Source organism: Mycobacterium sp. ITM-2016-00317 (assembly GCF_002968295.1).
GTDB lineage: Bacteria > Actinomycetota > Actinomycetes > Mycobacteriales > Mycobacteriaceae > Mycobacterium.
The window spans coordinates 3870280-3893118 of sequence record NZ_CP134399.1 but is presented as its reverse complement, the minus strand read 5'-3'; the positions used below and the strand labels follow the sequence as shown (position 1 = coordinate 3893118).

At 68.2% G+C, this 22839-nt stretch carries 20 protein-coding genes, 2 tRNA genes and 1 pseudogene; 13 read left to right on the top strand and 10 right to left on the bottom strand.

The window, feature by feature from the left end; translation table 11 throughout:
* Positions 1-2 precede the first annotated feature (2 nt).
* The gene (locus C6A87_RS18520; RefSeq protein ID WP_311113624.1) at positions 3-734 is read right to left on the bottom strand and encodes a Crp/Fnr family transcriptional regulator; all 732 of its coding nucleotides are present in this window, start codon (positions 732-734) and stop codon (positions 3-5) included.
* Between the two features lie 209 nt (positions 735-943).
* On the bottom strand, positions 944-1372 hold the full coding sequence (locus C6A87_RS18515; protein WP_311113623.1) for a hypothetical protein: 429 nt from the start codon (positions 1370-1372) through the stop codon (positions 944-946).
* 233 nt (positions 1373-1605) lie between these two features.
* Between C6A87_RS18515 and C6A87_RS18510 the strand changes: the two genes are divergently transcribed.
* From C6A87_RS18510 to C6A87_RS18495, 4 genes and pseudogenes are all read left to right on the top strand, one after another.
* Positions 1606-2484 (top strand): helix-turn-helix transcriptional regulator, encoded by an 879-nt coding sequence (locus C6A87_RS18510; protein WP_311113622.1) that lies wholly within the window; start codon positions 1606-1608, stop codon positions 2482-2484.
* Positions 2481-3381: pseudogene (locus C6A87_RS18505) on the top strand (aldo/keto reductase). The gene C6A87_RS18510 and the pseudogene C6A87_RS18505 overlap by 4 nt, the downstream one beginning before the upstream one ends.
* The gene (locus tag C6A87_RS18500) at positions 3359-3943 is read left to right on the top strand and encodes an alpha/beta hydrolase (protein ID WP_311113621.1); all 585 of its coding nucleotides are present in this window, start codon (positions 3359-3361) and stop codon (positions 3941-3943) included. Before C6A87_RS18505 ends, C6A87_RS18500 begins: the two are co-directional and overlap by 23 nt.
* The gene (locus C6A87_RS18495; protein ID WP_311113620.1) at positions 3940-4230 is read left to right on the top strand and encodes an EthD family reductase; all 291 of its coding nucleotides are present in this window, start codon (positions 3940-3942) and stop codon (positions 4228-4230) included. The genes C6A87_RS18500 and C6A87_RS18495 overlap by 4 nt, the downstream gene beginning before the upstream one ends.
* Before the next feature lie 100 nt (positions 4231-4330).
* Here the strand turns inward: C6A87_RS18495 and C6A87_RS18490 are convergent.
* Positions 4331-4404: transfer RNA gene (locus C6A87_RS18490), tRNA-Gly, on the bottom strand.
* Between the two features lie 135 nt (positions 4405-4539).
* On the opposite strand from C6A87_RS18490, the gene C6A87_RS18485 reads away from it, so the two are divergent.
* The 5 genes from C6A87_RS18485 (at position 4540) to C6A87_RS18465 (ending at position 8996) form a co-directional block, all read left to right on the top strand.
* Positions 4540-4613 (top strand) — tRNA-Pro (locus tag C6A87_RS18485).
* 48 nt (positions 4614-4661) lie between these two features.
* Positions 4662-6092: a trigger factor gene (gene tig, locus C6A87_RS18480; protein ID WP_311113619.1), complete on the top strand. Its 1431-nt coding sequence runs from the start codon at positions 4662-4664 to the stop codon at positions 6090-6092.
* A 123-nt stretch (positions 6093-6215) separates the two neighbouring features.
* Positions 6216-6818, top strand: a complete 603-nt coding sequence (locus C6A87_RS18475) for an ATP-dependent Clp protease proteolytic subunit (protein WP_003928368.1) — start codon at positions 6216-6218, stop codon at positions 6816-6818.
* On the top strand, positions 6815-7474 hold the full coding sequence (locus tag C6A87_RS18470) for an ATP-dependent Clp protease proteolytic subunit (RefSeq protein WP_311113618.1): 660 nt from the start codon (positions 6815-6817) through the stop codon (positions 7472-7474). The genes C6A87_RS18475 and C6A87_RS18470 overlap by 4 nt, the downstream gene beginning before the upstream one ends.
* Before the next feature lie 142 nt (positions 7475-7616).
* Positions 7617-8996, top strand: a complete 1380-nt coding sequence (locus C6A87_RS18465) for a phosphatase PAP2 family protein (RefSeq protein WP_311113617.1) — start codon at positions 7617-7619, stop codon at positions 8994-8996.
* A gap of 12 nt (positions 8997-9008) precedes the next feature.
* Here the strand turns inward: C6A87_RS18465 and C6A87_RS18460 are convergent, their stop codons facing one another.
* The gene (locus C6A87_RS18460) at positions 9009-9452 is read right to left on the bottom strand and encodes a TIGR03618 family F420-dependent PPOX class oxidoreductase (RefSeq protein WP_311113616.1); all 444 of its coding nucleotides are present in this window, start codon (positions 9450-9452) and stop codon (positions 9009-9011) included.
* A gap of 80 nt (positions 9453-9532) precedes the next feature.
* Here C6A87_RS18460 and C6A87_RS18455 point away from each other — a divergent pair, with 80 nt between their 5' ends.
* On the top strand, positions 9533-9814 hold the full coding sequence (locus C6A87_RS18455; RefSeq protein ID WP_311113615.1) for a hypothetical protein: 282 nt from the start codon (positions 9533-9535) through the stop codon (positions 9812-9814).
* A 382-nt stretch (positions 9815-10196) separates the two neighbouring features.
* The gene (clpX, locus tag C6A87_RS18450; protein WP_311113614.1) at positions 10197-11477 is read left to right on the top strand and encodes an ATP-dependent Clp protease ATP-binding subunit ClpX; all 1281 of its coding nucleotides are present in this window, start codon (positions 10197-10199) and stop codon (positions 11475-11477) included.
* A 163-nt stretch (positions 11478-11640) separates the two neighbouring features.
* On the opposite strand, the gene C6A87_RS18445 is transcribed toward clpX, so the two are convergent.
* The 3 genes from C6A87_RS18445 to C6A87_RS18435 form a co-directional block, all read right to left on the bottom strand.
* On the bottom strand, positions 11641-12957 hold the full coding sequence (locus tag C6A87_RS18445) for a glycosyltransferase (protein ID WP_311113613.1): 1317 nt from the start codon (positions 12955-12957) through the stop codon (positions 11641-11643).
* A gap of 78 nt (positions 12958-13035) precedes the next feature.
* Positions 13036-13872, bottom strand: coding sequence for a formate dehydrogenase accessory sulfurtransferase FdhD (gene fdhD, locus C6A87_RS18440; protein WP_311113612.1), 837 nt, complete (start codon positions 13870-13872; stop codon positions 13036-13038).
* Positions 13873-16185 carry an FdhF/YdeP family oxidoreductase gene (locus C6A87_RS18435; RefSeq protein WP_311113611.1) on the bottom strand — a complete coding sequence of 771 codons (2313 nt, stop codon included), beginning with the start codon at positions 16183-16185 and terminating at the stop codon, positions 13873-13875.
* A gap of 131 nt (positions 16186-16316) precedes the next feature.
* On the opposite strand from C6A87_RS18435, the gene C6A87_RS18430 reads away from it, so the two are divergent.
* Positions 16317-17252, top strand: a complete 936-nt coding sequence (locus tag C6A87_RS18430; protein ID WP_311113610.1) for a LysR family transcriptional regulator — start codon at positions 16317-16319, stop codon at positions 17250-17252.
* 58 nt (positions 17253-17310) lie between these two features.
* Positions 17311-18873 carry a Na+/H+ antiporter gene (locus C6A87_RS18425; protein ID WP_311113609.1) on the top strand — a complete coding sequence of 521 codons (1563 nt, stop codon included), beginning with the start codon at positions 17311-17313 and terminating at the stop codon, positions 18871-18873.
* A gap of 20 nt (positions 18874-18893) precedes the next feature.
* On the opposite strand, the gene C6A87_RS18420 is transcribed toward C6A87_RS18425, so the two are convergent.
* The 3 genes from C6A87_RS18420 to iolD all read right to left on the bottom strand — a co-directional run bounded on the left by C6A87_RS18420 (position 18894) and on the right by iolD (position 22837).
* A complete protein-coding gene (locus C6A87_RS18420) occupies positions 18894-19694 on the bottom strand; it encodes a sugar phosphate isomerase/epimerase (RefSeq protein ID WP_311113608.1) in 801 nt (266 codons plus the stop codon).
* A gap of 166 nt (positions 19695-19860) precedes the next feature.
* Positions 19861-20877, bottom strand: coding sequence for a Gfo/Idh/MocA family oxidoreductase (locus tag C6A87_RS18415; RefSeq protein ID WP_311113607.1), 1017 nt, complete (start codon positions 20875-20877; stop codon positions 19861-19863).
* 10 nt (positions 20878-20887) lie between these two features.
* A complete protein-coding gene (iolD, locus tag C6A87_RS18410) occupies positions 20888-22837 on the bottom strand; it encodes a 3D-(3,5/4)-trihydroxycyclohexane-1,2-dione acylhydrolase (decyclizing) (RefSeq protein ID WP_311117984.1) in 1950 nt (649 codons plus the stop codon).
* Positions 22838-22839: the final 2 nt, after the last annotated feature.

Here is a 22839-nt window from a genome sequence, read left to right as displayed (position 1 = left end):
TCTCACCTGTCTGTCGAAGAAACGCGGTCCGTGCCCCGGCCCGGACGACGGGAGCCGTTCATCCGCACGGCCAGGGGCTCGGATTCCCGGATCACGATGCTGTCGGCGCCGAGGACGATCCAGCCCTGCTGGGCGAAGTGGCACAGGGCCTTGTTCACCGACTCCCTGGAGGTGCCCACCAGGTGGGCGAACTGCTGCTGGGTGAGGTCCATCGGAACGCGCATCGCCCCGTCTTCCTGGACGCCGAACCGTTGGGCGAGCCCGAGCAACTGCTTGGCGACCCTGGCGGCGACGTCGGCGTACACCGCATCGGTGATGTTGCTGTCGGTCCTGCGGATGCGGCGGGCGAGCACGCGCAGAAATCCTTGCGCGATCCGCGGATCTGTGGCCAGCATCGACATCACCGTCCGACGTCCCAAGGACAACGCGCAGGCATCGGTCAGCGCGGTGGCGGTCGAACCGCGGCGTCCTGGATCGAACACCGACTCCTCACCGAACAGCTCGCCCGGACCCAGCACGGTGAACGTGCATTCCCGGCCGTCGTAGCCGCTGCGCCCTAGTTGGACCCGGCCGTACCCGAGCAGGAACAAGCACGTGCCGGGGTCGCCCGCGGTATAGATCACCTCGCCCGCGCCGACATCGAGTGTGCTGACATCCTCTGCGGCCAGCAGGTCGGGCAGGCTCAGCCCAGGGAAAAGCGATTCGAGCCGGAAATGGCGCTCAGCGAGATCCATCGGTCTCCCTCCGATCGGCGGCGCTGATCAGAGCTCCTCCTACCCGCCGGGCGGCGAATTAGTCGCGTGGGGCCGATCGCTTCGCATCGGAGACGGTGGCTGCGGCGGGCGGGTGCCCAATGTGTCCGGTCCGAGGTGCTCGGTGAACACACATCAGCCCCCTCCTGCTCGGAAGGGGCTGATGGGCTGCTGCGCTTGGTGCGGCGTGCTCAGGACTTCAGCGCTGCGGCGTTCGCGCGCGCGTAGACGGCGTCCATGCAAGCGGCCGCGGCCTCCTCGATGGCGCTCTCGGCGAACCAGATGGCGTCCTCGGCGTAGGCCTCCGCCCGGTCGGCATTGCGTTCGGCGACCTTGATGTCGTGCTCTTCCTTCTTCTCCTCGATCTCCGAGCGCATCTTGGCCACGTGGGCCTTCCACTTGTCGCGGACCTCGTCCCACTGGGCGGCCATCTTGTCCGAGGCGTCGTCGACGTGCTTCTTGAATTGCTCGGTGGTCGACTCGGCACGCTTGTGTGCCGCGGCGGCATCGGCCTTCAACTGGTCTTTCTCGTGCTCGGTGGAGGCTTTGAGCTTGCTCGCCGACTCCTTCGCCTTGTCGGAGAGTTCGTCGAACTTTTCGCTCAGACGGTGGTCGGTCATTCGAAACTCCTCAGTGAGAACTTGGCCCGACTAGCGGGGTCCTGATAGGTCCAGAGTGTCACTCCGGAACCCGCACCGATAGCCCCCGAAGGGCTCGGGTAAGCAGGACGTCACACCCCTGACCGCAACCCGCTGAAAACGCAAACAAACTGCCCGAGAAGGGCGTTGCGGCCCATGCACGGGGGTGCGGTGCACCCACCCATTTGCCCGTAGTCGTGGTTACCGTCGAAATCATGAACGCGGACAACGATCTGGGCAGCTATCTGAGAGCCCGCCGCGACGCGGTTACGCCCAAGGACGTCGGGCTGGCACCAGGACCGTCCCGCCGGGTGCCGGGTCTGCGCCGCGAAGAGGTTGCGCTGCTGGCCGGCGTGAGCACCGACTACTACACGCGGATCGAGCAGGGCCGTGAACGAATCCCGTCCCCACAGGTGCTGCAGGCCATCGCCAGGGTGCTTCGGTTGGATGGGCCGGCCGCAGCGCACATGTTCCGGTTGGGTGGCTACGCGCCGCAGGCAACCGCCGCGCCGGACAGCGTGGTCACCCCCGAACTGCTGCGGATGATGGACAGCCTGCACGACCTGCCCGCCTTCGTCGTGGGACGGGCCCAGGACATCCTGGCGGCCAACGCAATCGCCGAGGAGTTGTACTCCGGATTTCAGCGGTTCGACAACCTGCTCCGGATGATCTTCCTGGACCCGTTTGCCCGCGAGTTCTACGCGGACTGGGATCAGGTGGCGCGCATCGCGGTGGGAAATCTGCGGGCCTCGGCAGCGCGATTTCCCGATGACGAGCGGATCGAGCGCATCACCGGGGCCCTCACGGTGCGCAGCGAGGCCTTCACGGCCCATTGGATGCACTACGACGTGCGTCCGCGAACCCGGGAGGTCAAGGAGTTCCGGCATCCCGAGGTCGGATCTTTGCGACTCAGCTTCGAATCCATGGCGGTGGAAAGTGCGCCGGGACAGAATCTTTCGGTCTACGGTGCCGAACCCGGGAGTTCCAGCGCGGACGCGCTGGTCCTCCTGCGAAGACTTTCCGAGCAGCGCTTGGCTGAAGAACACCCGCACTCACCGCAACGCGATCTCGCGTGGAACGGAGGCTTCGAATGACGATCACAGCGTTGGCCAGCCAGGCCGGGACTTTCGAGATCGCCGGAAAGACCGTGGCCCGACTGGGTTTCGGTTCGATGCGGTTGACGGGGCGCAGCATCTGGGGGCAACCGGAGGACCGGGACGAGTGTGTGCGGGTGGTGCGCCGCGCCGTGGAACTCGGAGTGTCGCTGATCGACACCGCCGACTCGTACGGCCCGCACGTCAGCGAGGAGATCATTCACGACGCGCTGCACCCGTATCCCGAGCATGTGCTGATCGCCACCAAGGCCGGTCTCACCGTAACGCGCCCGACGTCATCGACACCGACGGCGGCGTCGTCCGTCTCGGCCCCAAAGCCTGGCCGCCGGTGGGCGGCCGGAATACCTGCGTCAGCAGGCCCTGCTCAGTATGCGGCGTCTCGGTCTGGACCACCTCGACCTGTTCCAGTTGCACCGGGTCGACCCTGCGGTGCCGCTGGAAGACCAAGTGGGGGAGCTGAAGAAGCTCCGGGACGAGGGCAAGGTCGTCGCCATCGGGCTGTCGCAGGTCTCCGTCGAGCAGATCGTGCAGGCACGACAGATCGCCGAGATCGCCACGGTGCAGAACCGCTTCAATCTGACCGACCGCGCGTCGGCAGATGTCCTCGAGTACTGCCACCGGGAGGGCATCGGCTTCATCCCGTGGGCGCCGGTCGCTGCCGGTGCGCTGGCACGGCCCGGCGGACCCGTCGACCGTATCGCACAGGTGCACAACGTATCCGCGTCGCAAGTCGCGTTGGCCTGGATGCTGGCGCAGTCCGAGACGGTCCTTCCGATACCCGGAACCGCCAAGGTCGCCCATCTCGAGGAGAACGTCAAGTCCGTCGATGTGCACCTGACCGAGGAGGAACTCGATGAGCTCACCAACGCGGTCTGAGGTACGAGAATCTCCGGGTGTCCTGCCTGCCGACGACACGGGTCCGGCGGCAGGCCACACGGTGGTGCTGCTGCACGCGCGGCCCACCGACCGTTCGATGTGGCGTGCGCACCTGCCGGAGTTCGCGGCCGCCGGGATGCGGGCGATCGGTTACCGTCCCCACGACCAGCCGCCGTCGGCTGTGCTGCAGGCGGCCTGGGACGAGGAACGGACGGCGCTGGCCCGCGGGGACATCGACGAGGCGGTACGGGCCGGGGTGACCGCCTGGACGGCGCCCGCGACACCTGAGGCCACCAAGGCGTCGGTGACGCGCATGCTGTGCGACCAGTTGGAGCGTCGCGGACAGCACGGTGCCCCTGCCGCCGGTGCCGATCCACTGCAGCGCCCCGGCGCCCTCGACATGCCGGACTTCTTCGAAGGCGGTGAGGCGTTGGCGCGTGAACTCGGCGCCGGGCCGCTCGTCGTGGTGCCGGGTGCGGCGCACCTGGTCCCGCTCGACCAGCCGGCCGCGTTCCGGCGCCTCGTACTGAATTTCCTCGACACCGTGGACGGACCGCAATGACGACCATGTTCGTGACGTACGCCGGAGACGCATCGACGCGGTTCGACCGCGACTACTACGTCGACACCCACCTGCCGCTGGTGCGGGCCGCGTGGGAACCCCACGGTCTGCGCAGCGCGACGGCGTTCTTTCCGGCAGGCACTGTCGAGGGCACCATCGCGCTGGCGGTGTGCGAGTTCGCCGACGACGCCGCCGTCGACGCAGCGCTCGGATCGCCCGACAGTGCGGCCGTGATGGCCGACGTCGCCAACTTCACCGACGCGTCGCCCACCCGTCGCGTCTGCTGACGTGCATTTCCGGTGCCCCTGACTGGGCGGTCGCGCCGCAAGCGTGGATACGCAAAAGCCCGCCGAACGCTGTGTTCGACGGGCTTCACGATGGTCCTGCTGGAGCGGGCGACGGGAATCGAACCCGCGTAGCTAGTTTGGAAGACTAGGGCTCTACCATTGAGCTACGCCCGCGTGTGCTGCACTTCGTGACAGTACCGGCAGATGGTAACGGGTCCGCCTAACTCAAATCCAATTGAGGCTTCGGTGTGGCCAGGACGTAGGATCGCCGGTGGTCTGATGCTGCGCGCGAGCGTGCGCAGCAGCGACCGGGGTGTAGCGCAGCTTGGTAGCGCATCCGCTTTGGGAGCGGAAGGCCGCAGGTTCAAATCCTGTCACCCCGACCGGCAACACCCGTCCACCGAGTCAGACGCAATAGAGGAGCACCAATCGTGAAGAGCACCGTCGAGAAGTTGAGCCCCACCCGGGTTCGCATCAACGTGGAGGTGCCCTTCACTGAGCTCGAGCCGGACATCGACCGCGCGTTCAAGCAGCTGGCCCAGCAGGTTCGGCTTCCCGGGTTCCGTCCCGGCAAGGCCCCGCGCAAGCTGCTGGAGGCCCGCGTCGGTCGCGGCGCCGTACTCGAGCAGGTCGTCAACGACGCACTGCCGGCCCGCTACAGCGAGGCGATCACCGCCGAGTCGCTGCAGCCGATCGGCCAGCCCGAGATCGAGGTGACCAAGCTCGAGGACAACGAGGAGCTGGTCTTCACCGCCGAGGTCGACATCCGTCCCGAGATCGAGCTGCCCGACCTGGCAGCCCTGAAGATCACCGTCGACCCGATCCAGGTCGCCGACGAGGACGTCGACGCCGAGATCGAGTCGCTGCGGCAGCGCTTCGGCACCCTCACCGGTGTCGACCGGCCCGCCGAGAACGGCGACTTCGTCTCCATCGACCTGTCGGCCACCGTCGACGGCACCGACGTGCCCGAGGCCCAGACCGAGGGGCTGTCCCACGAGGTCGGCTCCGGACAGCTGATCGAGGGCCTCGACGAGGCGATCATCGGGCTCAACGTCGACGAGTCCAAGACCTTCACCACCACGCTGGTCGCCGGTGAGCACGCCGGCCAGGAGGCCGAGGTCACCGTCACCGTCAAGTCGGTGAAGGTGCGCGAGCTGCCCGAGGTCGACGACGACTTCGCCCAGCTGGCAAGCGAATTCGACACCGTCGACGAGCTGCGCGCCGATCTGAAGGAGAAGGTCAGCCGGATCAAGCGGGTCCAGCAGGCCGAGGAGATCCGCGACAAGGCCATCGAGGTGCTGCTCGAGCAGACCGAGATCCCGCTGCCCGAGGCCGTCGTGCAGGCCCAGATCGACGACACGCTGCACAACGCGATCCACGGCCTCGACCACGACGAGGACAAGTTCGCCGAGACCCTCAAAGAGCAGGGCAGCAGCCGCGAGGAGTTCGACGCCGACAACCGCGCCAACGCGGAGAAGGCGATCAAGACCCAGCTGCTGATGGACGCCATCGCCGACAAGCTCGACGTCCAGGTCGGTCAGAACGACCTGACCGAGCGCCTGGTGCTGATGTCGCGCCAGTACGGCTTGGAGCCTCAGCAGCTGCTGCAGATGCTGCAGCAGAACAACCAGCTGCCCGCGATGTTCGCCGACGTCCGCCGCGGCCTGACCGTCGCCGCGGTCGTGCACGGCGCGACCGTCACCGACACCGAGGGCACCGAGATCGACACCACCGAGTTCTTCGGGCCCTCCGGTGAGCAGGCCGGGGCGGGCGAAGCGGACAGCGCGGACGCCGAGGCCGACGCGGCCGACGCTTCCGAGGAGCAGGCCGATTCCGACGAGCAGGCCGACGACACCAAGTGATGCTGTAAGCGAACGCGCGCCGTCTGGGGACTCCCCGGCGGCGCGGGTTCGTTAGTGTCATTCGTAAGACCGGTCACCGCGTCGGAAGTACACAAAGAAAGCAGGTATCCAGTCGTGACTGACATGCGTGGCGCCTCATCGGGCCTCAACCTTGTCGACTCGGTGTATGAGCGGTTGCTGGCCGAGCGCATCATCTTCCTGGGCTCCCAGGTCGACGACGACATCGCGAATCGGCTCTGCGCTCAGATCCTTCTGCTGTCGGCCGAGGATCCGACCAAGGACATCCACCTCTACATCAACTCGCCCGGCGGCTCGATCAGCGCCGGCATGGCGATCTACGACACCATGGTGCTCGCGCCGTGCGACGTGGCCACCTACGCAATGGGCATGGCCGCCTCGATGGGCGAGTTCCTGCTCGCCGCGGGCACCAAGGGCAAGCGCTACGCGCTGCCGCACGCGCGGATCCTGATGCACCAGCCCCTGGGTGGCATCACCGGCGGCGCCGCGGACATCGCCATCCAGGCCGAGCAGTTCGCGTCGATCAAGAAGGAGATGTTCCGGCTGAACGCCGAGTTCACCGGGCAGAGCATCGAACGGATCGAAGCCGACTCCGACCGCGACCGCTGGTTCACCGCGCAGGAAGCCCTGGAGTACGGATTCGTCGATCACATCATCACCAGCGTGACCATCAACGGCGACGGACCGGGAGCAGGAATCGACAAATGACCGACAACATCCACCCGTCCCTGGACCCCCGCGTGCAGCCGCAGGCCCGCTACATCCTGCCGTCGTTCATCGAGCACTCGAGCTTCGGCGTCAAGGAGTCCAACCCGTACAACAAGCTCTTCGAGGAACGCATCATCTTCCTCGGCGTGCAGGTCGACGACGCGTCGGCCAACGACATCATGGCCCAGCTGCTGGTCCTGGAGTCGCTGGATCCCGACCGCGACATCACGATGTACATCAACTCGCCCGGTGGTTCGTTCACCAGCCTGATGGCGATCTACGACACCATGCAGTACGTGCGTGCCGACATCCAGACCGTGTGCCTCGGTCAGGCCGCCTCGGCCGCTGCGGTGCTGCTGGCCGCCGGGACCCCCGGCAAGCGGATGGCCCTGCCCAACGCGCGTGTGCTGATCCATCAGCCCGCGCTCGGCGGCGTCATCCAGGGTCAGTTCTCCGACCTGGAGATCCAGGCCGCCGAGATCGAGCGGATGCGCACGCTGATGGAGGAGACCCTCGCGCGGCACACCGGTAAGGATCCGGGCGTCATCCGCAAGGACACCGATCGCGACAAGATCCTGACCGCCGCGGCGGCCAAGGAATACGGGATCATCGACACGGTCCTGGAGTACCGCAAGCTGTCGGCCCAGAAGGGCTGAGCGGTCTCCCGGTAGTACCGTCGCAGCGCGTGGTGCGCGCCTCGAAAGAGGTAGCGCACTACGCGCTGCGGCGTTTCTGAACCTCCCTAACCTCCGAGTTGTGGCGCTGTCTGCGTCGCGTGACTCAACGGGGAGGACACTCATGAACAGCGTGTTGTACTGGAATTCTGTGCTGCTGGAAGCCTCCAGGCGGGACTTCAGCAGGGGGTACGTCAACAACCAACAGCCGGGTCCGATCCGGACCGCGCGGGCGATGGCCATGGTGCACCTCGCCGTCCACGACGCCGTGGCGTTCCATCCCACGGGGAATCCGGCCGCCGCCTATCTGACCAAGAAGGGCCAACCCCCCGTCGGAGTCAGCGGGCCGATCGACGACGTCATCGCCGGCGCCGCGGTGACCATGCTCAAACATCTCTATCCCGCCTACGGGCGATTCTTCGACGACGCCCTGGGCCGGTACAACAATGGCGCCTTCGGCAGTGGTGCGAAGGTGGCGATGGAGATCATCAAGCTGCGGACCGGCGACGGATCGGACGTGTCGATCGAAGCGCCGCAGGTGCCGACGCCCGCCTACGGCGAGCACCGGGCCGATCCCTACTCGGCGAGACAGCCGCGCCTCGGGCCGGTGTGGGGAAATGTCACCCGCTTCGCCGAGTCCGGCCACCAAATGCTCGCGCCGTTCCCCGGCCACAATCACCCGGAGAACCATCTGCTGGATCCCGACTACAAAGATGACTTCGAGGAGGTGCGGGACTACGGGTCGGTGCAGCGGAAGCTCCGGACTGCCGAGCAGGAACGCATCGGCGTCTACTGGGGGTACGACGGCGCCAACAACCTCGGCGTACCGCCCAGGCTGTACAACCAGATCGCACGGAAGGTCCTGGAGAACCGCTCGCTGAACCAGAGTCAGACCGCGGAGCTGTTCGCTGTGCTGAACGTCGCGATGGCCGACGCGGGTATCGATGCCTGGTACTACAAGTACGTCCACAACGTGTGGCGACCGGTGATCGGCATCCGCAACGAGCCCGCACCGCACGGCGATCCGTTCTGGGCTCCGCTGGGCGCGCCGCAGACCAACGGCTCGCGTGCCACCGCCACCCCGCCGTTCCCGGCCTACCCTTCCGGTCACGCATCGTTCGGCGCGGCGGTGATGCAGGTGCTCCGGTTGGGACTGATCAAGAACCCGAGTCCGATCACCGTCGCCGACGTGCTCGACGTCGAAACCGGAGATTCGGTTCCCGTCCCCGAGGAGACGTTCACCTTCGTCTCTGACGAACTGGACGGCATCGCAGCAGACCCCGACGGCTCGCTGCGGGCCCTCACACCGGTCACGTTCAAGAACTTTGTGGAACCGGTCTGGGAGAACTCGGTGAGCCGGGTCTACCTCGGCGTGCACTGGCGCTTCGACGGCATTCCGCGCAACCCCAGTCAAAAGATCGGAGGCGTGCCGCTGGGGTTGGCGGTCGGCAGCGAGGCGCACCAGTTCTTCAACAACGCGCCGTCACTCGGTGAGGGCGCGTGAGGCCTACGTTCCTCAGCTGTTGCCGTAGATCCTGGTCGGCGTGACGAGCACGGCCGTGCGGCGCTGCTCGCGCATCGTGCGGTCGTAGGCGTCCCAGTCGTCGTGGGTGCCACCTGCGGCGGTGAAGATGTCCCGCAGCAGCCGGGGGAGGGTGTCGTCGGTCCCGAGCCACGGCTGGGGATCGTCCGGGCCGGCCAGTTCGGCGGTGCCCTCGACGGTGGCCCAGTGCCAGCCCCGCCGGAACGTCACCGCGATCTGTGGCCGGGAGCGCAGGTTCGCAAGCTTGACCCGCCCGTAGGTGACGAAACCCAGCACCTGTTCGCCGGTGGCCGGGTGCGGGAGCGGGCCTGCGTTGATCAGTGAGGCCTGGATCGTCTGGTCCGCGCGCAGCGTAGCCACCACGGCCAATCCGTTCTCGTCGCGGGCCAGCGCGAACGCGTCCTGAAGCGAGGTCATGTCCGCAGGGTACGGCCGGCCGCCGTCGGGTAGCGGGGGTGACGTAATGGGGTGTCCATGTCGCAGCGAATCGGTCGCGCGTGACGCTAGTGACGCTGGCGGCGTCGGCGTTGGCCGGGGTGCTGATCCAGACCACGACGGCCGCGGTCGCACAGGCCCAGGAGCCGGTGTGCCCGGGCGGAACGTACTGGGACACCGTCACGGCGACGTGCGTTGCGGTCAACGTGTACGTGAACCCGCCGAACCCGGTGATCGGCCCCGCCGGTCCGATCGGGGTGGGCGGCGTCATCGGACCCGTCGGGCCGGGACCGGTCGGCCCCGGACCGCTGGGGCCCGGGCCGTTGGGGCCCGGACCCCGCTGATGCCCACTCGACGATGCCCGGTGACCCGGACCGGCCACAGCGCCGGTGACGGATCGCCGGGCATCGTCGTGGCCGCGCACGTTCAGTTCGGCGGCGGATCCCAGGTCACGAGGTCACCCGGCCACCTCGCGGTAGGGCAGGTACTCTCGGTCGGGTAACGGCGGCGACACGCCAGAGACACGGCGGTGCGTTGCGCGGCATCGCGGACGGCTCAGGCGATATGTTGACGCAACCACACGTGAATACCACCGACGCGATTCGGCTTTATCGGTCGCACAGCGACGGAACCTGCGGGTAGCGTCGGGGATACACCCGGCGGTCCCGGTGCAGCACACCGAAACGACTGGATATCGACGGCGACAGGAAGTAGGACCACAGCACAATGGCACGCATAGGAGATGGCGGCGACCTGCTGAAGTGCTCGTTCTGCGGTAAGAGCCAGAAGCAGGTGAAGAAGCTCATCGCGGGACCGGGCGTCTACATCTGCGACGAGTGCATCGACCTGTGCAACGAGATCATCGAGGAGGAGCTGGCCGACGCCGACGACGTCAAGCTCGACGAGCTCCCCAAGCCGGCCGAGATCCGGGACTTCCTCGAGGGTTACGTGATCGGCCAGGACACCGCCAAGCGCACGCTCGCCGTGGCCGTCTACAACCACTACAAGCGGATCCAGGCCGGCGAGAAGTCGCGTGACTCCCGCTCCGAGCCCGTCGAGCTGGCCAAGTCCAACATCCTGATGCTCGGGCCCACCGGCTGTGGCAAGACCTACCTCGCGCAGACGCTCGCCAAGATGCTGAACGTGCCGTTCGCGATCGCCGACGCCACCGCGCTGACCGAGGCCGGCTACGTCGGCGAGGACGTCGAGAACATTCTGCTCAAGCTGATCCAGGCCGCCGACTACGACGTCAAGCGCGCCGAGACCGGCATCATCTACATCGACGAGGTCGACAAGATCGCCCGCAAGAGCGAGAACCCGTCGATCACCCGCGACGTGAGCGGCGAGGGCGTGCAGCAGGCCCTGCTGAAGATCCTGGAGGGCACGCAGGCATCGGTGCCGCCGCAGGGCGGCCGCAAGCACCCGCACCAGGAATTCATCCAGATCGACACCACCAACGTGCTGTTCATCGTGGCGGGTGCGTTCGCAGGCCTGGAGCGGATCGTGTCCGACCGCGTCGGCAAGCGCGGCCTCGGCTTCGGTGCCGAGGTGAAGTCCAAGGCCGAGATCGACACCCAGGACCACTTCGCCGAGGTCATGCCCGAGGATCTGATCAAGTTCGGTCTGATCCCGGAGTTCATCGGTCGCCTTCCGGTCGTCGCGTCGGTGACGAACCTGGACAAGGAATCGCTGGTGAAGATCCTGTCCGAGCCGAAGAACGCGCTGGTCAAGCAGTACACCCGGCTCTTCGAAATGGACGGGGTCGAGCTGGAGTTCGACGAGGACGCGCTCGAGGCGATCGCCGATCAGGCCATCCACCGTGGCACCGGAGCTCGCGGGCTGCGCGCGATCATGGAGGAAGTCCTGCTGCCGGTGATGTACGACATCCCGAGCCGCGACGACGTCGCCAAGGTGGTCGTGACCAAGGAGACCGTCGAGCACAACGTGCTGCCGACGATCGTGCCGCGCAAGCCGTCGCGCACCGAGCGGCGCGACAAGTCCGCCTGACGACGGTCAAGCGTCGAGGGACGAGACGCGTTGAGGAGTCAGGCAATTAAGTCCGCCTGACGACGGTCAAGCGGCGAGGGACGAGACGCGTTGAGGAGTCGGGCAATCAGGTCCGCCTAGAACCGACAATGCACTGAGGGCTGTCCGTGAAAGCGGACAGCCCTCAGTGCATTTCCGGCAGAGCCGGCGCCCGGGTGCCGATCACCTCGTCGACGAGCGCGGCGATCTCGGCGACGCCGTCGCGGGCGGCGTAGGCGCTCTGCAGCCGGCGGGCCTGCGCCCGGTACGCCGGGTCGCCCAGCACGTCCCGCACGGCGCGACCCACCTCGGCCGCCGTCGGCGTCCCGGTGCGCAGATCGATCCCCGCGCCGAAGTGCTGGACGCGGGCGGCGACTTCGGGTTTGTCCTCGGTCTTGCCGGCGACCACCATCGGCACCCCGGCAGCCAACGCGCGCTGTACGGCGCCGTAGCCGCCGTTGGTGACCATCACGTCCACGCGGGGCAGCAGCACGTCGTGCGGGAAGTATTCGCACGCAAAGGTGTTGAGCGGCAGCGGGGATCGCAGTTCGGAGACCGGCCGTCCACCCGTCGACACCACCACGGTGACGTCCTCACCGGCCAGCGCCTCGACCGTCGGCTCGATCAGCCGGGTCAGGTCGGCGTTGTCGACGGTGCCCTGCGTGACATGCACGACGGGCCGCCCGCTGTTCAGCTGATCCCACCACAGCGGCGGGGTGAAGTTGTCAGCCGGCGACGGGGTGACCGCGCCGACGAACCGGACGTGGGAGGGCAGGTCGCTGCGCCGGTACTCGAACTCGGGGATCGTCGGCACGATCACCCGGTCGGCCAGCGAAAGACTGTCCAGGACGAACACCGGCAGCTCGGGCAGGCCCATGGCGCCGAGCATCCGGTCGACCGACTGGTGGGCGGGACGCAGCGCCACCTTCTGCGTGGCGAGGGTCAGGATCCGGTTGCGCAGCCTTCCGAGCACACCGCGCATCGGCGGGATTCCGGGTCCGGCGGGTGCGGTGTCGCGGCTGGTGAGGAACAGCGGCGTCGGGGAGTAGGACAGGATCGGCGGACGCGCGGCGCCGGCGTCGAGCAGCAGCGGCAGGGTGCCGAGGAAGAGCGCGTCGGCGATCACCGCGTCGTAGCGGTTGGTCGCCAACAGTTCCTGCAGCGCGCTGAACTGATGGGGCAGCGGCCGGACGAAGATGTGTTCGATGTCGAAGTTGAGTCGTCCGAGGCCGGAGGTCTGCGCGCGGCCGGGCAGGTCGTCGTCGAGCGCCGAGTCATCGATGAGGTCGGCGGCTCGGGGCAACGGGCAGGCTCTGGCTCCGACCGCTCTGACCTGGTCGGCGTGACGTGCGGCGGTCAGGACCGTGACGCGGTCACCGCGGGCGACGAGACCGCGCGCCACGTTCAGCAGCGGCGAGAGGTGTCCGACGAAGGGGCAGGACGCGATGAGGATTTCCGGCATGCGTCGATGGTCGCCGCCGCGGCGGTCGGCCCGCTTGAAGGTTTGGTGGAGAACCCGTGGAGATTTGCGGCCGACCGGTCAGTTGGTGACGCGGTCCGGGCGCGTGTAGACGTTCATCGAATCCCCGCGCAGGAAGGCGACCAGCGTGAGCCCGGACTGGCCGGCCAGGTCCACCGCCAGTGAGGACGGCGCCGAAACGGCGGCCAGCACCGGGATGCCCGCCATCACCGCCTTCTGGGTCAGCTCGAACGAGGCCCGCCCGCTGACCAGCAGCACGGTGTCGCTCAGCGGGATCCGCCGGTTCTCCAGCGCCCAGCCCACCACCTTGTCGACGGCATTGTGCCGGCCGATGTCCTCACGCACCACGAGCACGGTGCCGTCGGTGCCGAACAGCGCCGCGCCGTGCAGGCCTCCGGTGGCGGCGAACACCTTCTGTTCGCCGCGCAGCTTGCCCGGCATCCCCGCCAGGGTCCCGGCGCTGACGGTCGCCGGGTCGTCACCGGGGGCGTGCTTGCTGATCAGTCGCACCGCGTCGAGTGAGGCCTTGCCGCACACCCCGCACGACGAGGTCGTGTAGAAGTTCCGGGTGGGATCCACATCCGGGGCGGGGACCCCGGGCGCAAGAGTGACGTCCAGAACGTTGTAGGTGTTCTGCGAGTAGCCGGAACTGTCCTCGGTGGCGCCGCGGCAGTAGCGCACCGACAGGATGTCGTCGCGGCCGCCGACGATGCCCTCGGTGAGCAGGAATCCCTGCGCGAGTTCGACATCCGAACCCGGCGTGCGCATCGTGACGGTGATCGGCTTGCCGTCGACCCGGATCTCCAGCGGCTCTTCGACCACCAGTGTCTCGGGCCGCGCGACGACGTCGGCCGTCGTCACGTGGTGCACCCGGCGGCGCGCCGTCACCCGGCCCACTTAGCTGCGCTCCAGCCTGATCACGACCGCCTTGGACACCGGCGTGTTCGATTTCGCGGCGGTGTGGTCCAGGGGAACAAGGGGATTCGTCTCGGGATAGTAGGCCGCGGCGTTGCCTTCCGGGGTCGGGTAGCCCACCACCCGGAAGTCCTTCGCATACCGTTCCTGCAACTGGCCTGCGGAATCGGTGAACTCGGAGACCAGGTCGACGCGGTCACCGTCGGTCAGGCCGAAGCGCGCCAGATCGGCGGGGTTGACGAACACCACCCGGCGCCCGCCCTTGACGCCGCGGTAGCGGTCGTCGAGACCGTAGATGGTGGTGTTGTACTGATCGTGGCTGCGCAGGGTCTGCAGCACCAGCCTGCCCTCGGGCACCGGGACCCATTCGACCGGATACGCGGCGAAGTTCGCTTTTCCTGTCGCGGTGTGGAATTCGCGCGAATCACGCGGCGGGTGCGGCAGCTGGAACCCGTCCGGCTCGCGGACGCGGCGGTTGTAGTCGTCGCAACCGGGGACCACGGCCGCGATCGCGTCGCGGATCGTGTCGTAGTCCGCGTTGAACGTCTCCCACGGCACCGGATGGTCCGGGCCGAACACCGTGCGGGCCAGCTGGCAGACGATCGCGACCTCGCTCCGCACGTGGTCACCGGGCGGGCGCAGGCTCCCGCGGGACAGGTGCACCATCGACATCGAATCCTCGACCGACACCAGCTGCTTTCCGGTCGCCTGGATGTCGCGGTCGGTGCGGCCCAGCGACGGCAGGATCAGCGCGGTGCGCCCGTGTACGAGGTGGCTGCGGTTGAGCTTCGTCGACACCTGCACCGTCAGTGAGCAGTTGCGCAGCGCGGCCTCGGTGACCGGGGTGTCGGGGGTGGCGGAGACGAAGTTGCCGCCCATCGCCATGAACACCGTGGCCTTGCCGTCGCGCATGGCGCGGATCGCGTCGACGGTGTCGTAGCCGTGGTCGCGCGGGGACGCGATGCCGAACCGGGTGTCGAGGGCGGCCAGGAACCGCTCCGGCATCTTCTCCCAGATCCCCATCGTGCGGTCACCCTGCACGTTGGAGTGCCCGCGCACCGGGCACAGGCCCGCCCCGGGCTTGCCGATCATGCCGCGCATCAACAGCAGGTTGGAGATCTCGCTGATCGAGGGCACCGCGTGCTTGTGCTGGGTCAGTCCCATCGCCCAGCACACCACGATCCGCTGCGACGTCGCCATCATCGACGCGACACGGTCGAGCTGATCGCGTCCGATGCCGGTGGCTTCCAGCACGGTATCGAGATCCACGGCGCGGGTGCGTGCTTCGTATTCGGCGAAACCTGCGGTGTGTCTGTCGACGAAGTCGCGGTCGACGATCTGGACGTCCGGCCCGGCTTCGTCCTGGGCCTCCAGCAGCAGCCGGCCCAGACCGGCGAACAGTGCCATGTCCCCGCCGAGGCGGATCTGGACGAACTCGTCGGCGATCGGCACGCCGTCGCCGACCACGCCGTGCACCTTCTGCGGATCCTTGAATCGGATGAGGCCGGCCTCGGGCAGCGGATTGACCGCGATCACCTTGGCGCCGTTGGCTTTCGCCTTCTCCAGGACCGACAGCATCCGGGGATGGTTGGTGCCGGGGTTCTGCCCGGCGATCAGGATCAGGTCGGCCTGCACGAGGTCCTCGACCGTGACCGATCCCTTGCCGATCCCGATCGCGTCGATGAGCGCGGTCCCGGAGGACTCGTGGCACATGTTCGAACAGTCCGGCAGGTTGTTGGTGCCGAAGCTGCGCACGAACAGCTGGTAGAGGAACGCCGCCTCGTTGCTGGTGCGGCCCGAGGTGTAGAACACCGCACGGTTGGGGTCGTCGAGCGCACCGAGCTCGTCGGCGATCAGCCGGTAGGCGTCCGCCCACTCGATCGGCCGGTAGTGGTCGTCGCCCGGTCGCAGCACCATCGGGTGGGTCAGGCGGCCCTGCTGCGACAGCCAGTATTCGGGTTTGGCGTCCAGTTCGGCGATGGAGTGGCGCGCGAAGAACTCCGGGGTGACCACGCGCTTGGTGGCTTCCTCGGCGACGGCCTTGGCGCCGTTCTCGCAGAACTCGGCAAGCTTGCGGCCGCCGTGCTCCTCGGGCCAGGCGCACCCCGGGCAGTCGAAGCCGTGCCGCTGGTTGAGTTTGGCCAGCGTCGCCGCTGTGCGGACGGCACCCATCTGGGACAGTGCGCGCTGCATGCTGACCATCACGGCCTTCACACCGGCGGCCTCGCTCTTGGCGGGCCCGACCTGCACGTCCAGCTCGCTGTAGTCGGCGTCGACGTCCTTCGCGGTGGCCATCGTTCCAATCTAACCGCCGGAAAATCCGGGCAGACCCAGATGAGGAGCGGCGCCGTTTGGTATTTCACATGCAGTGATAGACGCTGGCTATCGACTGTGGCTGGGCGGCCCGGACCGGAAAGGGGAGCGACGTGCTGTTGCAGCACCTGGACTACCTGCTGGCACTCGCCGCCGAGCGTCATTTCGGGCGGGCGGCGGCCCGCTGTCACGTGAGCCAGCCGACGCTGTCGGTGGCGATCCGTCGGCTGGAGCGCGATCTCGGCGTGGTCATCGTGCAGCGCGGGCAGCGCTTCGAGGGCTTCACCGACGAAGGTCGACGGGTAGTGACCTGGGCTCAGCGCATCACCGCCGAACGCGACGAGATGCTCGCCGACCTCGAGCGGATGCGGGGACGGCTGACCGTCACCGCCCGCCTCGGCGCGATCCCGACGGCGGTGCCGGCCACCCCGTTCATCACCGCGGAGTTCCTGAGCCGGAATCCGGCCGCCTCGGTCCGGGTCGAGGCGCTGTCGTCGCGGGAGATCGCCAGGCGGCTGGCCGATTTCGAGATCGACGCCGGCCTGACCTATCTCGACGAAGAAGCGCCGCCGGGTACCCGCTCGGTGGAGCTCTACCGCGAACGGTATGTGTTGGTGGCCCCGGCCGACGACCCGTTGATGAACTGCGCCGAGGTGGGCTGGTCGGACGCCGCCACCAGGCAGCTGTGCGCGCTGACCACCACCATGCGGAATCGGCGCATCCTCGACGCCAACATGGCCGCCGAGGGCGTGAGCTACCGTCCCGCGGTGGAGGCCGACTCGGTCGATGCACTGTTCGCGCACCTGACGCAGTCGCGGCGGGCCACCATCGCCTCCACCGCGTGGCTGTCCCGGCTCGGGCTGCCCGACGGGTTCGCCGCGCGACCGATGGCCCAGCACGGTCCTCGCCCGGCGATCGGGCTGGTCGTCCTCGACCGTGCCCCGGCGTCGATCGTGGCCGCCGCACTCGTCGACGTGGCCGGCGACCTCGATCTCGGCGCCCGGCTCGACCGGATCTGGGACGGGTCGAATCGGTCGTCGCCCCTGTGATTGATTGACCCGCGTCCTGGGGACACTGCGGTGTGATCTCAGGTAGAGGCCGCTAGCGATGGCGGGGCTGACACTGCTGCTCCTGCTGGCCGCAGCGACGGTGGTGCTCGCACCACTGGCTGGGCGCCTCAACGTGCCCTATCCCGTGATGATGCTCATGTTCGGGCTGGCGATGGCGTTCGTACCCAGGCTGGCGGTGCCCGCCGTGAACCCCGAACTCATCCTCCCGCTCGTCCTGCCCCCGCTGCTCTTCGCCGCCGCCCGGCGCACGTCATGGCGGCAGTTCCTGGACAACCGGCGGGCGATCGCGTTGTTGGCCATTGCGCTGGTGGGGGTGACGGCATTCGCCGTCGGCGCGGTGCTACACGCGTTGGTCCCGGGGTTACCGCTGATCGCCGCGGTGGCGCTGGGCGCCGCGGTGGCTCCGCCCGACCCGGTGGCGGCCACCGCGGTGGCCCAGAAGCTGAGGCTGCCCCGCCGCCTGCGCACGATCCTGGAAGGGGAGGGGCTGTCCAACGACGCCACGTCGCTGGTGCTCTACGAGGTTGCCGTCGCGTCGACGATGGCCGGTGCGTTCGCCCCGTGGCACGCCGGGGGCACGCTGGGCGCGGCCATCCTGATCGGTGTGCTCGTGGGACTGGTCATCGCCGTCGTGACCCGATGGTTGCTGCGGAGACTGCCGCCGCACCCGGCAGGTAGCGCGCTGGTGCTGGTGATGCCGTTCGCGGCCTATGTCGCCGCGGACGCCGCGCACGGCAGCGGGGTTCTCGCGGTGGTGACCATCGCGCTGGCGCTCAGCCGCTACTCCGACCAGGAGTCGTCCGAAACCCGCCTGATGTCCGGGACCACCTGGGAGATCATCGAATTGCTGGTCACCGGAGCGGCATTCGCGTTCGTCGGCCTGGAGCTGCGGGCCGTCGCCGGCCAGGTGTCGGGTTCGGTGGCCACACTCGTCGAGCAGGCCCTGCTGATCACCGCGGTCGTCGTCGTGGTCCGGTTCGTCTGGATCTTCACCGTCTCCGGTCTCGACGAGATGCTGATGCGCAGGAAGCGGGACATCGCCGAACCCGTGGGCTGGCGCGAGATGACGGTGGCGTCGTGGGCGGGCATGCGCGGCGTCGTGACCTTGGCCGCGGTGCTGGCGCTGCCGCCCGACTTCCCGGAGCGAGAACGGCTGATCTTCATCGCATTCGTCGTGATCATCGGCACGATGCTGGTGCAGGGCCTGACATTGCCGTTGCTGGTGCGGGTCCTCGGCGTCAGCGCCTCCGGTGACGAGGAGGCGGCGGAAGAGCAGGAGTTGCTGCGGCGCGGGCGTGAGGCCGGCCTCCGGCGACTCGACGACCTGCGCTTCCGTGGCGGCGTGGACTCACGCGACATCGACGAGGCGCGCGAAAACGCCGACCGGATGTGGCATTCGCTCGGGCTGACCGCGCAGGACGAGGACGGCCGGGGCACGGTCGACCACCACGACGCCGAGACGTTGAACGCACTCAAGGAGGAACTGCTCGAAGCGGCCCGCGCTGCGGTGGTGGACGCTCGGAGCCACTCGGGCACCGATCCTCTGCTCGTCGACCGGGTGCTGCGGCGTCTCGACAGCCGGGGCACGACCGGCAACTGACGTGCCGGGCGGTGCGGTTCTCAGCGGTCAGCGAGTACCGTGCGCGCGGTGTCGGCGGCGAGCGTGAGTGCCTCCGCCACCGGCAGCTTGCGGAACGCGGAAGACAGGATCTCGACGCCCCATGGCCCGTCAAACCCCTTGCTCCGCAACAGTGCCACCAGTCCGGTCAGATCGAAAGACCCCTCGCCGCAGAGCACGCGGCGTTCGACGGTGTCCTCGAACAGTGTGCCGATCACCTGCGCGTGGGCGTCGTCGAGTTCGACGCCGAACACCGCCTCGCCCGGCAGAGTGTCGTTCAGCTCGGCCAGCGACGTCCCGGCCCGGAACACGTGCCAGGCGTCGACGATCAGTCCGACAGTGGGATGCCCTGCTGCGCTGACCAATTCGGCGCCCGCGGGCAGGGACGCGATCCGGGAGAACGGCATCGGCTCGATCGCGATGCATGTGCCCAGCTGTGCGGCCTCGTCGGCCAGCTCGCGCAGGGGGGCGACCAGTGGTTCCAGGTCGGTGCAGGCCGCGCCGTGGTCCGAACCGATCTTGATGAAGGCGGGATTCATCTCGGCCGACGCCTCGAACAACAGATCGCGGACGTCGTGGGTGTGCCCGGGCCGGCCGCGCGGGATCCACCACCGTTCGATCAGCTCGATCTCGACATGACTGAGTCCGTGATCGGCGACCATGTGTCGCAACGCGGCAAAGCCGATCGAATCCTTGATCGCGACAAGGTCGTCCGCGACCAAGCCGAGGCCTGTGAAGCCGGCCTCGGCGACCGCGCGGACCCGCTCGGCGACCGGCACCGGGCTGGTCGCGGGGGTATCCATCGGGGACACATCACCGGCGCTTGTCCACGCGGTCGCGACGAGTTGAGGCATCGACATGGATCTCCTCCTCGGTGAAGGTGCGTGAAGTTGGGTCCGCACGCGGCGTGTCTCCTTCTGACACGCACGCTCGCGGGTCGTGGTGGGGGTCAGGCCATGTGTTCCCGCACTAAGGCCGCTCTGCGAGGCGCACGTCGACGGGCAGACCGGTTTCGAGCGATTCGACGCCCGCATCGCACACCGCGGCCGCGGCGTAACCGTCCCATGCGGTCGGGCCTGCTGTGTAGTTTCCGGTCGTCGACCCGGTCGTGACCGCGTCCACCCAGCGCTGGATCTCGGTGTCGTACGCGCGGCCGAACCGCTCGCGGAAGCCCGGGGTGATCGTCCCGCCCCACATGCCGCGGCTCGTCTTGCGGATCAGCCCCACGTCGAGGCCGATCATCGCGCTGCCGCGCTCGCCGACCACCTCGGTGCGGACCTCGTAGGCGACACCGGTGGTGACGAACAGTTCGACGTCCACGTGCCGGCCGGACACCGTCCGCAGGATCGCGATCTGCGGATCGATGACACCGTGCGGGGCACCAGGATTCGACGCGGGCTTGACGACCTGTACGGTCGCGATCTCCTCGCCGAACAGATACCGCGTCACGTCGACCTCGTGCACCAGTGAGTCCTTGACGATCAGCGAGCTGTCGAAGTACGACGGCACACTCGGATTGCGGTGCACGCAGTGCATCACCAGCGGCTGTCCCAGTTCGCCGGCGTCGAGGAGCGCCTTGAGTTCCATGTACTCGTCGTCGAAGCGGCGCATGAAGCCGACCTGGATCAGCCGGCGACCGAGTTCGGCCTCCCGCCGGACGATCTGCAGCGAGGTGGCGACATCGGTGGTGAGCGGCTTCTCGCACATCACCGGTTTGCCGTGATCCAGGCAGGCCAGCAGCTGCTCCTCGTGCGTGGTGCCGGGAGTGGCCAGCAGTACCGCGTCGACCTCCGGGTCGGAGATCGCCTCGAGCGGGTCGAGGACCGCCCGGCAGCCGTCGATGCCCGATGCGATCTGCTCGGCCTTCTCGGCGACGTAGTCATTGACCACCGACACCCGCGCCCCGGCGATCCGGGATGTGATCCGGGCGACGTGGTCGGCGCCCATCACGCCCACCCCGAGCACGGCCACACGCAGCTCAGACATTCGGGTGCAGTCAGCGATCCGACGGATTGACCAGTGGCCGTTGGACTTTCTTCCAGTCCGCGTACCGCTGGTGTGCCTGCTGCGTCGACTCCAGCGTCGACACCTCACTGACCGGGACGTCCCACCACGACTGGCTGTCCGGCGCGAAGATCATCGGATCCGTCTCGACGTGGATGACCGTGGTGCGGTCACCGGCCTTGGCGACCTTGACGGCGTCGCTGAACTCGGCCGCGGTGGTAACCCGGATGACGTCGGCGCCCAGGCTGGCCGCGTTGGCCGCCAGATCGACGGGCAGCCTGTCGCCGTCGAGCCGGCCGTCCTTGCCGCGGTACCGGTAGCTGGTGCCGAACCGCTGAGAGCCGACCGAATCCGAAAGACCGCCGATCGAGGCGAAGCCGTGGTTCTGCACCAGCACCGGGATGACCTTGACGCCCTCCTGGACAGCGGTCACCAACTCGGTGGCCATCATCAGGTAGGAGCCGTCGCCGACCATGATGAACACGTCGCGGTCGGGGGCGGCCATCCGCACGCCGATACCGCCGGCGATCTCGTAACCCATGCAGGAGAACCCGTACTCGACGTGGTAGCCCTTGCGGTCGCGCATCCGCCACAGCTTGTGCAGGTCGCCGGGCATCGAACCGGCCGCGCACACCACGACGTCGCGCGGGTCCGACAGCGAGTTGACCAGGCCGATCACCTGGTTCTGGTTCAGCGCCGCGCCGTCCTCGGTGCGGTACACCTCGGACACGGTGTCGTCCCACTCGGCCCTGAGCTCCTGTACCCGGGTGCGGTACTCGTCGCTGACGGAGTGACCGTGCAGCAGTTCGGTGAGCGCCTCCAGCGCCTCCCGGGCGTCGGCGACCACGCTGATGCCGCCCTGCTTCACCGCATCCAGCGACGCGACGTTGACGTTGACGAACCGGACATCGGGATTGTTGAACGCGGTACGCGAGGCGGAGGTGAAATCGCTGTAGCGGGTGCCGATTCCGATGACGACGTCGGCATCGGCGGCCAGCGCGTTGGCGGCGGTGGTGCCGGTGGAGCCGACCGCCCCGACGGAGCGGGGGTCGTCGTGCAGCAGCGCACCCTTGCCGGCCTGGCTCTCACACACCGGGATCCCGGTCTCGGCGACGAACCGGGCCAGCGCATCGTTGGCGCCGGAGTAGATCACCCCGCCACCGGCCACGATCAGCGGCTTGGTGGCCGACCGGATCACCTCGGCGGCCTTGGCGATCACCGGGCGCTCCGGCAGCGGGCGGGCGATGTGCCAGGTGCGCTCGGCGAACAGCGACACCGGCCAGTCGAACGCCTCGGCCTGCACATCCTGGGGCAGGGCCACGGTCGCTGCGCCGGTCTCGACGGGATCGGTCAGCACCCGCATCGCCCCCAGCAGCGCCGCGGGCAGCTGCTCGGGCCGCCACACCCGGTCGAAATAGCGCGACAGCGGCTTGAACGCGTCGTTGACGGTGACGTCGCCGGACGACGGCAGCTCCAGCTCCTGCAGCACCGGCGAGCTCACCCGTGTCGCGAACGTGTCTGCGGGAAGCAGCAAGACCGGAAGACGGTTGATGGTGGCCAGCGCCGCACCGGTCAGCATGTTGGTCGAACCGGGGCCGACGCTGGCGGTCACCGCCCAGGCCTCGGTGCGGTCGCGCTGCCGGGCGTAGCCGACCGCGGTGTGCACCATCGCCTGCTCGTTGCGGCCCAGCACGTACCTCAGACCGGGCTCCACGCCGGCCTCGTGGGCTTCGACCTCGTCCTGCAGCAGCGCCTGGCCGATACCGGCGACGTTGCCGTGACCGAAGATGCCCAGACAACCGGCGAAGAACTTGTGCCGCTCACCGTCGTGCTCGACGTACTGGTTGGCCAGGAAGCGCACGGTGGCCTGGGCGACGGTGAGCCGCACGGTCGGCTCGGTGTCGACGGACTTCTCGGTGGACTTCGGCGCGGTGGAAACCACGG